The organism is Streptomyces sp. NPDC058796, assembly GCF_042745235.1.
Lineage (GTDB): Bacteria > Actinomycetota > Actinomycetes > Streptomycetales > Streptomycetaceae > Streptomyces.
Map to the genome: position 1 here is coordinate 526,224 of NZ_JBHYOP010000001.1, position 11,550 is coordinate 537,773.

Annotated in this window: 8 protein-coding genes and 3 tRNA genes; 5 read left to right on the top strand and 6 right to left on the bottom strand. The window is 71.7% G+C overall.

Going from position 1 to position 11,550, the window contains the following annotated elements; translation table 11 throughout:
• Positions 1–307 precede the first annotated feature (307 nt).
• The 3 genes from ACFW47_RS02440 to ACFW47_RS02450 all read right to left on the bottom strand — a co-directional run bounded on the left by ACFW47_RS02440 (position 308) and on the right by ACFW47_RS02450 (position 720).
• A tRNA-Ile gene (locus tag ACFW47_RS02440) sits at positions 308–381 on the bottom strand.
• Positions 382–569: 188 nt separating this feature from the next.
• A tRNA-Asn gene (locus ACFW47_RS02445) sits at positions 570–642 on the bottom strand.
• A 5-nt stretch (positions 643–647) separates the two neighbouring features.
• Positions 648–720: transfer RNA gene (locus ACFW47_RS02450), tRNA-Asn, on the bottom strand.
• A 150-nt stretch (positions 721–870) separates the two neighbouring features.
• Here ACFW47_RS02450 and ACFW47_RS02455 point away from each other — a divergent pair.
• The 5 genes from ACFW47_RS02455 to ACFW47_RS02475 all read left to right on the top strand — a co-directional run bounded on the left by ACFW47_RS02455 (position 871) and on the right by ACFW47_RS02475 (position 6,809).
• Entirely contained in the window at positions 871–1,176 is a 306-nt protein-coding gene (locus tag ACFW47_RS02455) for a hypothetical protein (protein WP_100046281.1), read from the top strand.
• 72 nt (positions 1,177–1,248) lie between these two features.
• A complete protein-coding gene (locus ACFW47_RS02460; protein ID WP_386278958.1) occupies positions 1,249–2,703 on the top strand; it encodes an FGGY-family carbohydrate kinase in 1,455 nt (484 codons plus the stop codon).
• Positions 2,704–2,843: 140 nt separating this feature from the next.
• Entirely contained in the window at positions 2,844–4,577 is a 1,734-nt protein-coding gene (locus tag ACFW47_RS02465; RefSeq protein WP_386278956.1) for an ABC transporter ATP-binding protein, read from the top strand.
• Positions 4,577–6,505 carry an ABC transporter ATP-binding protein gene (locus tag ACFW47_RS02470; protein WP_386304461.1) on the top strand — a complete coding sequence of 643 codons (1,929 nt, stop codon included), beginning with the start codon at positions 4,577–4,579 and terminating at the stop codon, positions 6,503–6,505. Before ACFW47_RS02465 ends, ACFW47_RS02470 begins: the two co-directional genes overlap by 1 nt.
• A 31-nt stretch (positions 6,506–6,536) precedes the next feature.
• A complete protein-coding gene (locus ACFW47_RS02475) occupies positions 6,537–6,809 on the top strand; it encodes a hypothetical protein (RefSeq protein ID WP_386304463.1) in 273 nt (90 codons plus the stop codon).
• Between the two features lie 16 nt (positions 6,810–6,825).
• On the opposite strand, the gene ACFW47_RS02480 is transcribed toward ACFW47_RS02475, so the two are convergent.
• The 3 genes from ACFW47_RS02480 to ACFW47_RS02490 form a co-directional block, all read right to left on the bottom strand.
• On the bottom strand, positions 6,826–7,989 hold the full coding sequence (locus ACFW47_RS02480; protein WP_386304465.1) for an RNA polymerase sigma factor: 1,164 nt from the start codon (positions 7,987–7,989) through the stop codon (positions 6,826–6,828).
• A 244-nt stretch (positions 7,990–8,233) separates the two neighbouring features.
• A complete protein-coding gene (gene dnaG / locus ACFW47_RS02485) occupies positions 8,234–10,171 on the bottom strand; it encodes a DNA primase (RefSeq protein ID WP_386304467.1) in 1,938 nt (645 codons plus the stop codon).
• 29 nt (positions 10,172–10,200) lie between these two features.
• Positions 10,201–11,466, bottom strand: coding sequence for an NAD(P)/FAD-dependent oxidoreductase (locus ACFW47_RS02490; protein ID WP_386304470.1), 1,266 nt, complete (start codon positions 11,464–11,466; stop codon positions 10,201–10,203).
• Between the last annotated feature and the right edge of the window lie 84 nt (positions 11,467–11,550).

Below are 11,550 nucleotides of genomic sequence, written 5' to 3' on the forward strand. Positions count from 1 at the left end.
CGTACTACGGGGCCGGGCACTGGGCGTGAGCTTCGGGGGCCCGAAGACGAAGACCAGCGAGGGCCGCGTGATCGAGCAGATCACGTCGAAGGTGTACGCACACCTTCTGCCCGGAGGCCCGCAAGGGCGCGGAGCGGGCCGCGGCGCTCATCGCCCGGACCCGGAAGACTCCGTCTGAGCGATCTTCCGGCGAGCGTGACCACTCTGCGACCACCCCGCGGGAAGAATCGGCCCCGGACGCGGGAGCCGAGCCCGACGCCGAACGCTCCGACGCAGGTCCGAACGATTTTGCCCGTGAAGGGCAGAGTGGGGCGGGTGGGACTCGAACCCACGGCCGACGGATTATGAGTCCGCTGCTCTAACCGGCTGAGCTACCGCCCCATAGCGGCGTGTCGCGTACATCTGTGCGCGCCGTCTGCCGCAGCATAGCCGCTCATACGATCTCCTGCCTCGGCTGGTCGGCTACCGCGGCGCCTTCATGACCTTGAGGACTCCGCAGCGTGCCGCGCGGTTCCCGGACACGGAGCAGGACATGAAAAAGGACCCCGGAGGGGTCCTCGTTCACCATGCTCCCCCGACTGGACTCGAACCAGTAACCTGCCGGTTAACAGCCGGCTGCTCTGCCAATTGAGCTACGGAGGACCGAGCTCCCCGGACTGGACTCGAACCAGTAACCTGCCGGTTAACAGCCGGCTGCTCTGCCAATTGAGCTACCGAGGAAGGTCTCGTATCGCATCGAACGCGTTGGCCTGGGTATTCGCCAGGGGGCGCGCGCTCGCTGCGACACATACATTAGCGCAAGCAGGGGGGTGCTCCGCCAATCGGTACTCCCCGGCACCTCGGAGCCAGAGCAAGGGAAGGGTGGCCGCCATGCGTTACCGGCTCACGTTCGTCGTCGGACTCGCCGTGGGTTACGTGCTGGGCACGAAGGCCGGGCGGGAACGTTACGAGCAGTTGCGGAAGTCCGCCCGGCAGGTCGCGCAGAACCCGGCCGTGCGCAACACCGCCGAGTCCGCGGCCCAGCAGGGCAGGCAGTTCGCCGACAAGGCGTACCACGTGGTGAGCGACCGGGTCGGGGACCGGATGCCCGACTCGGTGGCCCAGCGGGTCCGCTCCCTGCGCGAACGCAACGGCAACGGCAGCGGCGCGGACGACTGGGGCACCAGCAACACCTGACGCCCGTACCCCGTGGGGATCCGTGCCCCCGCCGGGTACGGACACCTCTCCCGGTACGGCAGAATTTCGGGCATGGGGATAGTCGCCGGGTTGGACAGTTCGCCCGATTTCACTCGTATCGTCGTCTGCGATTCGGACACCGGTGCCGTGCTGCGGCAGGGCTACGCGCCTCATCCGGTGGAGAGCCCCGAGGGCGGGGGCAGGCCCGCCGACGTCGATCCGCAGGCCTGGCTGCTGTCCCTGGGCGAGGCGGCCGGCGGCGGGCTGCTGGAGGGCGTGCAGGCCATCGGCGTGTCCGCGCAGGCGAACTCGGTCGTGCCCCTGGACGCACAGGGCAACACGGTGCGCCCGGCCATGGTGGGCGGTGACAAGCGCTCGCAGGTGGCGGCGGCCGACCTGATCGACGCCTTCGGCGGGCGCGAGGCCTGGGCGCAGGCCGTGGGCTGCGTCCCGCAGGCCGCGCAGGCGGTGACCAAGCTGCGCTGGCTGGCCCGGAACGAGCCGGAGGCCGCCGCGCGGACCGCCGTGCTGCTCCAGGCCCACGACTGGCTGGTGTGGCAGCTGCTCGGGCGGCCGGCGCGGCGGACCACCGACCGGGGCGGGGCATCCGGCACCGGGTACTGGTCGGCGGCGACCGGCGGGTACCGGCCCGATCTGGTCGAGCTGGCGCTCGGGCACCAGGCGGTGCTGCCGGAGGTGATCGGCCCCGCCGACGCGGCCGGTACGACGCCGGAGGGGCTGCTGATCTCCGCCGGGACCGGCGAGACCCAGGCCGCCGCCTTCGGGCTCGGCATCGGGCTGGGCGACGCGGTGGTGTCGCTGGGAGCCTCCGGGTCCGTGATGGCCGTGCACACCGAGCCGCTCGTCGACCAGTCCGGGATGATCACCGCCCTCGCGGACGCCACCGGCATGCACCTGCCCGTCGTCACCACCCTGAACGCCGTACGGACCCTGCGCGGCACCGCCGAACTGCTCGGCACGGCGGACCTGGAGAGCTTGTCGGAGCTGGCGATGAAGTCGACGCCGGGCGCGCACGGATTGGTGCTGCTGCCCTACCTGGAGGGCGAGCGCACACCGAACCTGCCGCACACCGCCGGGACGCTGGCCGGCCTCAGGCGCGAGTCGATGAAGCCCGAGCACCTGGCGCGGGCCGCGTTCGAAGGGATGCTGTGCGGTCTCGCCGACGCCCTGGACGTGCTGCGCGGCCGGGGCGTGGACGTGCGGCGGGTCTTCCTGCTGGGCGCGGCGGCCGAGCTGCCGGCGGTGCAGGCGGCGGCGCCCATGCTGTTCGGGACGCAGGTCGTCGTGCCGCAGCCCGCCGACTACGCCGCGATCGGCTCGGCCCGGCAGGCGGCCTGGGCGCTGGGCGTGTCCCAGGGCACGCTGGACCCGCGCACTCCCCCTCTCTGGCAGGGCGCGGTGGCCCAGGTGCTGGAGCCGGGCGAGGAGCTGGCGGTGGGGCAGGCGGTGCGGCAGCAGTTCGTGTCGGTGCGGGAGCAGACGCACCCGGGGGCGCTGCACGGGTGAACCGGAGGGCCCGGTACCGCTCGTAGGCCGGAATTTGCCGCGCTCTTGGGTTAATCGGTTGAGGTAACGCGGGTGGAGTGTTCGACGATAGGGGCCAGGGGCAACCAACCGGCCCCGTCGCCGACTCCGAGAGACCCAGCGTGCTCATACGACTCCTGCGGGCCTACCTCAGCCCTTACCGGAAACCCATCGCCCTGCTGGTGGCGCTGCAGTTCGTGCAGACCTGCGCCAGCCTCTACCTGCCGACGCTGAACGCGGACATCATCGACAACGGTGTCGTCAAGGGCGACACCGGCTACATCCTGGGCTACGGCGCCCTCATGATCGCCATCTCGCTGGTGCAGGTGGTGGGCAACGTCGGTGCCGTCTACTTCGGCGCCCGCACCGCCGCCGCGCTCGGCCGGGACGTGCGCGGTGCCGTCTTCGACCGGGTGCAGTCCTTCTCGGCCCGCGAGGTCGGCGGCTTCGGCGCGCCCTCGCTGATCACCCGGACCACCAACGACGTGCAGCAGGTCCAGATGCTGGCCCTGATGACGTTCACGCTGATGGTGTCGGCGCCGATCATGTGCGTGGGCGGCATCGTGATGGCCCTCGGCCTGGACGTGCCGCTGTCCGGGGTGCTGGTCGGAGTCGTGCCGGTGCTGGCGATCTGCGTCACGCTGATCGTGCGCAGGCTGCGCCCGCTGTTCCGGGCGATGCAGGAGCGGCTGGACACGGTGAACCGGGTGCTGCGCGAGCAGATCACCGGCAACCGCGTCATCCGGGCCTTCGTGCGCGACGAGTACGAGCAGCAGCGCTTCCGGAAGGCCAACGCCGACCTCACCGAGGTGTCCCTCGGCACGGGCAACCTGCTCGCGCTGATGTTCCCGGTGGTCATGACGGTGGTGAACCTGTCGTCGATCGCGGTGGTGTGGTTCGGCGCGCACCGGATCGACAGCGGCGGGATGCAGATCGGCGACCTGACCGCGTTCCTCGCCTACCTGATGCAGATCGTCATGTCCGTGATGATGGCCACCTTCATGTTCATGATGGTGCCGCGCGCGGAGGTGTGCGCCGAGCGCATCCAGGAGGTGCTGGGCACGGAGAGCAGCGTGGTGCCGCCGTCGGCGCCGGTCACCGAGCTGCGGCGGCACGGGCACCTGGAGGTCCGGGGGGCCGGTTTCCGCTTCCCGGGGGCCGAGGAGCCGGTGCTCAGGAACATCGACCTGGTGGCCCGGCCGGGCGAGACGACCGCCGTCATCGGCTCGACCGGCAGCGGCAAGTCCACCCTGCTGAGCCTGGTGCCCCGGCTGGTCGACGCGACCGAGGGCGAGGTGCTGGTCGACGGGGTGGACGTACGGACCCTCGATCCGAAGGTACTGGCCAGGGTGGTGGGGCTGGTGCCGCAGAAGCCGTACCTCTTCGCGGGGACGGTCGCGACCAACCTGCGGTACGGCAATCCGGACGCCACGGACGAGGAGTTGTGGCACGCGCTGGAGGTGGCGCAGGCCAAGGAGTTCGTCTCCGCGCTGGAGGGCGGGCTGGACGCGCCGGTCTCCCAGGGCGGCACCAACGTGTCGGGCGGTCAGCGGCAGCGGCTCGCCATCGCCCGGACCCTCGTGCAGCGCCCGGAGATCTACCTCTTCGACGACTCCTTCTCCGCCCTCGACTACGCGACCGACGCGGCGCTGCGGGCCGAGCTGGCCCGGGAGACGGCCGAGGCGACCGTGGTGATCGTGGCGCAGCGGGTGGCGACCATCCGGGAAGCGGACCGGATCATCGTGCTGGACGAGGGGCGGGTGGTCGGCGCGGGCCGGCACCACGAGCTGATGGCGGACAACGAGACCTACCGGGAGATCGTGCTCTCCCAGCTCACGGAAGCGGAGGCTGCCTGATGGCGGGTCCTGCGGGTCGCATGATGGCCGGGGGCGGCCCCGACCAGCGTTCGATGGACTTCAAGGGGTCGGTCAAGCGGCTGATGTCCCGGTTCCGGCCGGAGCGGACGACCCTGTTCACGCTGGTGGCGTGCGTGGTCGTCAGCGTCGGCCTCAGCGTGGTCGGACCGAAGATCCTCGGCCGGGCCACCGACCTGGTCTTCGCGGGCATCGTCGGGCGGGACATGCCGTCCGGTGCCACGAAGGAGCAGGTCCTGGAGTCGATGCGGGAGCGCGGGGACGGCAACGTCGCCGACATGCTCCGCTCCACGGACTTCACGCCGGGCCAGGGCATCGACTTCGGCGCGGTGGGCGAGGTGCTGCTGCTGGCGCTGGCGGTGTTCGGCGCGGCCGGGCTGCTGATGGCGGTGGCGACGCGGCTGGTGAACCGGGCGGTGAACCGCACGATGTTCCGGCTGCGCGAGGACGTGCAGACGAAGCTGTCGCGGCTGCCGCTGTCGTACTTCGACCAGCGGCAGCGCGGTGAGGTGCTGAGCCGGGCCACCAACGACATCGACAACATCCAGCAGACGCTGCAGCAGTCGATGGGACAGCTGATCAACTCGCTGCTGACGATCATCGGCGTGCTGGCGATGATGTTCTACGTCTCCTGGATCCTGGCCCTGGTGGCGCTGGTGACGGTGCCGCTGTCGTTCGTGGTGGCCACGCGGGTGGGCAAGCGGTCGCAGCCGCAGTTCGTGCAGCAGTGGCGCTCGACGGGCGCGCTGAACGCGCACATCGAGGAGATGTACACCGGGCACACGCTGGTGAAGGTGTTCGGGCGGCAGGAGGAGTCGGCGAAGCGGTTCGCCGAGCAGAACGAGGCGCTGTACGAGGCCGGGTTCAAGGCGCAGTTCAACAGCGGGATCATGCAGCCGCTGATGATGTTCGTGTCCAACCTGAACTACGTGCTGGTCGCGGTGGTGGGCGGCCTTCGGGTGGCCTCGGGTTCCCTCTCCATCGGTGACGTGCAGGCCTTCATCCAGTACTCCCGGCAGTTCTCGATGCCGCTGACGCAGGTCGCGTCGATGGCGAACCTGGTGCAGTCGGGCGTGGCGTCGGCGGAGCGGGTCTTCGAGCTGCTGGACGCCGAGGAGCAGTCGGCGGACCCGATCCCGGGCGTCCGGCCGGAGAACCTGCGCGGGCGGGTGGAACTGGAGCACGTGTCGTTCCGCTACGACCCTCAGAAGCCGCTGATCGAGGACCTGTCGCTGAAGGTGGAGCCGGGCCACACGGTCGCCATCGTCGGCCCCACGGGCGCGGGCAAGACCACCCTGGTCAACCTGCTGATGCGGTTCTACGAGGTCTCCGGCGGCCGGATCACCCTGGACGGCGTGGACATCGCCAAGATGTCCCGGGACGAACTGCGCTCCGGCATCGGCATGGTGCTCCAGGACACCTGGCTGTTCGGCGGCACCATCGCGGAGAACATCGCGTACGGGGCGTCCCGGAAGGTGACGCGCGGGGAGATCGAGGAGGCGGCGCGGGCCGCACACGCCGACCGGTTCGTGCGGACGCTGCCCGACGGCTACGACACGGTGATCGACGACGAGGGCACGGGGGTGAGCGCGGGCGAGAAGCAGCTGATCACGATCGCGCGGGCCTTCCTGTCCGACCCGGTGATCCTGGTCCTGGACGAGGCGACGAGTTCCGTGGACACCCGTACCGAGGTGCTGATCCAGAAGGCGATGGCCAAGCTGGCGCACGGGCGGACGTCGTTCGTCATCGCGCACCGGCTGTCGACGATCCGCGACGCCGACGTGATCTTGGTGATGGAGAATGGGTCCATCATCGAGCAGGGCACGCACGGCGAACTGCTGGCGGCCGGCGGCGGGTACGCGCGCCTGTACGCGGCGCAGTTCGCGCAGGCGGTCGCCGAGGTCGACTGAGGGCGGCCGGGCACAGGGGAGGCAGGACACCATGGCGAACGAAGACGGCGACCCGGAGGTCCGGGGCCAGGCGGGGCAGCCGGGGCGGAACGTGACGCCGGCCGGCGCCCACGACGGCACCCGCCGGCGCTCGGACACCGCACTGGGACTGTGGCTGCCCATCGGCGTCGCCCTGGGCGTCAGCCTCGGGCAGCTGAGCGGCAACCTGGGGCTGGGTGTCGCTCTCGGCATCGGGTGCGGCGTGGCGGTCGGCGCCGGTATCGACGCCAGGAAGCGGCGGGAGGCGGCGGACCCGGACGCCTGACCGGCCCGGCCCGGTCTCAGTCGAGGTACCCGCGCAGCTGGTCCGCGTAGGCGTGGTCCCGGAGCTTGTTGAGCGTCTTGGACTCGATCTGGCGGATCCGCTCGCGGGTGACCCCGAAGATGCTGCCTATCTCCTCCAGCGTGCGGGGCCGGCCGTCGACCAGGCCGTACCGGAGCTGGACGACCTTGCGCTCGCGTTCGCCGAGGGTGGAGAGCACCGCCTCCAGGTGCTGGCGCAGCAGCAGGAACGCGGCGGACTCGACGGGGCTGGTGGCGTCGCCGTCCTCGATGAGGTCGCCGAGGGCGACGTCGTCCTCCTCCCCCACCGGGGCGTGCAGCGAGACCGGCTCCTGGGCGAGGCGCAGCACCTCGCCGACCCGCTCGGGGGCCAGGTCCAGGTGGGCGGCGACCTCCTGCGGCGTCGGCTCGTAGCCGCGTTCCTGGAGCATGCGGCGCTGGACGCGGACCACCCGGTTGATCAGCTCCACGACGTGGACGGGGACGCGGATGGTGCGCGCCTGGTCGGCCAGCGCCCGCGACATGGCCTGGCGGATCCACCAGGTGGCGTAGGTGGAGAACTTGAAGCCGCGGGCGTAGTCGAACTTCTCCACGGCCCGGATCAGCCCCAGGTTCCCCTCCTGGACCAGGTCCAGCATGGTCAGTCCGCGTCCGACGTACCGCTTGGCCACCGACACCACGAGCCGGAGGTTCGCCTCGATCAGGCGGCGCTTGGCCAGGCGCCCCATGACGACGAGCCGGTCGAGGTCCAGGGCGAGCCGGCTGTCCAGGTCGGGGGTGAGCCGCAGCTTCTCCTCGGCGAACAGCCCGGCCTCCACCCGCCGGGCGAGCTCGACTTCCTCGGCGGCGCTGAGCAGCGGGATCCGGCCGATCTCCCGCAGGTACTGGCGGAACAGGTCGGAGGAGGGCCCGCCGCTCTCCGTGCGGGTGGGCGGCGGCGGTTCGACGGACACCACGGCGTCCGCGGACGCGTCGTCCTCGACGGGCTCCACGTGCTCGGCGGGCTCGGGCGCCCCGTCGGGCTCCGGGGTGCCGGCGGGCCGGTCGCCGGGGTGGTGCACGGCACGGGGCTGCTGCGGCATCGCGACGAGGACGCCGCCGGCCGCGTCCGGCTCCGCGCCGTCGGTACTGGTGTCGGTCTGGGTGAGGGTCTGGGTCTGCACGGGGGCGACCTCCAGGATGGACGCGGCCGGCGGGGGCCGGCGGCGGTACTTCGGGGACGGAGCCGGCTCGCACGCCGCTGTCCGCCCCGTACGCGTGGGACGGAACCGCGGGGATCGGGGGACCCGGCCGCGCTCCGAGGACTCAGGCACCGCACCCAGTGTGGGGTACGACACATCGCCGCCACGAGGGGCGTGCGGTGACTTTTTGCGTCCGGGGCGTGACCGGACGGTTACCCGGGGGCGTTCAGAGCGCGGCGGCGCCGTGTTCGCGCAGGGTCTGGTCGTACTGCTGGAGGACCCAGAGCTCGTTCTGCACGGCGGCCAGTTCGGCGGGGTCGCCGTGGCCGGTGAGGCGGGTGAGGCGGCCCGTGATGTCACGGATGCGGCGTTCTACGGCGCGGCGGCGGACGGTGACCAGCTGGGCGCCCGCGTAGACCTCGTCGACGTCCTTGACGCCCCGGTGCAGCATGATCGCCTCGACGGCCAGCTCGGTGACCGTCGCGCGGACGGTGTCGTCCGGGGCGGCGTCGCGGACGCGGACCAGGTAGTCCTGCGGGTCCTGGACGCCGAACTCGGCGCCGCCCGCCTCCAGGATGGCCTGGCGTACGGCGGCGTACGGCGGGGCGGTGAACTCGTCCACGCCGTACGCGTCGAAGGCCGGGGAGACCAGCTCGGGGCGCTGGAGGGCGAGCTTGAGCAGTTCGCGTTCGGTGGCGAAGACGGGGTTGCGGAGGTTGAGGGCCGGGCCGCCGCCGCGGGGGCCCGGTGCGGCGGCGGACGCGTACGCCTGCGGCCCGCCGCCGTTGCCGTGCTGCTGCCGGTCGGGGCCGGGGCCCTTGCCGCCGCGGTCGCGGGCCCAGCGGGCGAGCTGGGCGATCCGCTTGACCACGAACTGGGTGTCGAGGATGCCGAGCATGCCGGCGAGCTGCACGGCGACCTCGTGCTGGGCGCCGCTGTTCTTGATGCGGGCGACGACCGGGGCGGCCTCGTCCAGTGCCGCGGCGCGGCCGCCCGGGGTGTCCAGGTCGTAGCGGCTCACGATCTGGCGCAGCGCGAACTCGAAGAGCGGGGTGCGCGGCTCCACCAGGTCGGCGACCGCCTCGTCGCCCTTGGCCAGGCGCAGGTCGCAGGGGTCCATGCCGTCGGGCGCGATGGCGATGTAGGTCTCGGCGGCGAACTTCTGGTCGTCCTCGAAGGCGCGCAGGGCCGCCTTCTGGCCGGCCGCGTCGCCGTCGAAGGTGAAGATCACGCGGGCCGAGCCGTTGTCCATCAGCAGCCGGCGCAGGATCTTGATGTGGTCGCCGCCGAATGCGGTGCCGCAGGTCGCGATGGCGGTCGTCACCCCGGCCAGGTGGCAGGCCATGACGTCGGTGTAGCCCTCGACGACGACCGCGCGGGACGCCTTCGCGATGTCCTTCTTCGCCAGGTCGATGCCGTACAGGACCTGGGACTTGCGGTAGATCGGGGTCTCGGGGGTGTTCAGGTACTTCGGGCCGTTGTCCGCCTCGTAGAGCTTGCGGGCGCCGAAGCCGACGACGTCGCCGCCGATGTCGCGGATGGGCCACATCAGCCGGCCGCGGAAGCGGTCGATGGGGCCCCGGCGGCCCTCCTGGGCGAGACCGGAGAGCAGCAGCTCCTTGTCGCTGAAGCCCTTGCCGCGCAGGAAGCGGGTGAGGTGGTCCCAGCCCTGGGGGCTGTAGCCGACGGAGAAGTGCTGGGCGGCGGCCTGGTCGAAGCCGCGCTCGGCGAGGAAGGCGCGGCCGGTGTCCGCCTCGGGGCCGGTCGCCAGCTGCTCCGCGTACCACTGGGCGGCGATCTTGTGGGCCTCGACCAGGCGGATGCGTTCGCCGCGCTGGTGGGTCGGGTTGTACCCGCCCTCCTCGTACCGCAGGGTGATGCCGGCCTGGCCGGCCAGGCGCTCGACCGCCTCCGAGAAGGTGAGGTGGTCGATCTTCATCACGAACGTGATGGTGTCGCCGCCCTCCTGGCAGCCGAAGCAGTGGAAGAGACCCTTGCTCGGGCTGACCTGGAAGGACGGGGACTTCTCGTCGTGGAACGGGCACAGGCCCTTCAGGTTGCCGCCGCCCGCGTTCCGCAGCTGGAGGTACTCCGAGACGACGGCGTCGATCGGGACCGCGTCCCGTACCGCCTTCACGTCCTCGTCGTTGATCCGTCCTGCCACGCCTGAAGTCTACGGCGGCGGTACGACAGCTATGCGACGAGGCTTTCGAGGCGGACGTGCGGGTCGGCCAGCGCCTCGGTGTCCACCTGGGCCTTCGAGCGGATCAGCTGCTGGATCGGCTCCGTGACGTCCCACACGTTGACGTTCATCCCGGCCAGCACCCGGCCCTCCTTCACCCAGAAGGCGATGAACTCGCGCCTGGCCGCGTCGCCGCGGATCACCACCTGGTCGTACGAGCCGTGCGGCGCCCAGCCGGAGTACTCCATGCCCAGGTCGTACTGGTCGGTGAAGAAGTAGGGCACACGGTCGTGGACCGGTCCCTTGCCGAGCATCGCGCGGGCGGCCGCCGGGCCGCCGTTGAGGGCGCCCGCCCAGTGCTCGACGCGCAGGCGGGTGTCGAAGAGGGCGTGGTGGAAGGAGGCGACGTCACCGGCGGCGTGGATGTCGGGGTCGGAGGTGCGCAGGTTCGCGTCGACGACGATGCCGCCGCCGGCCGCGCGGTCGGCGATCTCCAGGCCCGCCGCCTGGGCCAGCGCGGTGCGCGGGGCGGCGCCGATCGCGGCGAGCACGTCGTGCGCGGGGTGCTCCTCGCCGTCGTCGGTGCGGGCGGCCAGCACCATGCCGTCCTGGCCGATGATCTCGGTCAGCCTCACGCCGAAGCGGAAGCGGACGCCGTGCGCCTCGTGCAGCTCGGCGAAGACGGAGCCCAGCTCGGGGCCGAGGACGCCGTGCAGCGGGGTCGGTCCGGGCTCCACGACCGTCACCTCCGCCCCGTACTCGCGGGCCGCCGCCGCGACCTCCAGGCCGATCCAGCCGGCACCGGCGATCACGAGGTGGCCGTTGTCCCGGCCGAGGGAGGCGAGGACGCCCTTGAGGCGCTCGGCGTGGGCGAGGCGGCGCAGGTGGTGGACGCCCGCGAGGCCGGTGCCGGGGACGTCGAGGCGGCGGGGCTCGGCACCGGTCGCGATGAGCAGCTTGTCGTACCTGACGTGGGTGCCGTCGTCGCCGTAGTGGACGGTCCTGGCGGCGCGGTCGACGGCGACGACGGTCTGGCCGAGGTGCAGCTCGATGTCGTGCTGGGCGTACCAGGCGGGCTCGTGGACGAAGACGCTGTCGCGTTCCTCCTTGCCGAGGAGGAAGCCCTTGGACAGCGGCGGGCGCTCGTAGGGGTGGTCGCGTTCGTCGCAGATGAGGATCACCCGTCCGCTGAACCCCTCCGTGCGGAGTGTCTCGGCCGCCTTCGCGCCGGCCAGGCCGCCTCCGACGATGACGAATGTCTGATCCGCGTCGACCACTTGTCTGCCTCCTCGTCAGGGTGCCGCCACATGCGAGCGTCCCGCACGTGGCGTGGCGCGGGAAGAGGGAGTGACCCGATCAGG

Coding starts and splice junctions, on each gene's coding strand:
- ACFW47_RS02475 (WP_386304463.1), top strand. CDS start 6,537: ATGGCGAACGAAGACGGCGACCCGGAGGTCCGGGGCCAGGCGGGGCAG.
- ACFW47_RS02470 (WP_386304461.1), top strand. CDS start 4,577: ATGGCGGGTCCTGCGGGTCGCATGATGGCCGGGGGCGGCCCCGACCAG.
- ACFW47_RS02455 (WP_100046281.1), top strand. CDS start 871: ATGCGTTACCGGCTCACGTTCGTCGTCGGACTCGCCGTGGGTTACGTG.
- ACFW47_RS02460 (WP_386278958.1), top strand. CDS start 1,249: ATGGGGATAGTCGCCGGGTTGGACAGTTCGCCCGATTTCACTCGTATC.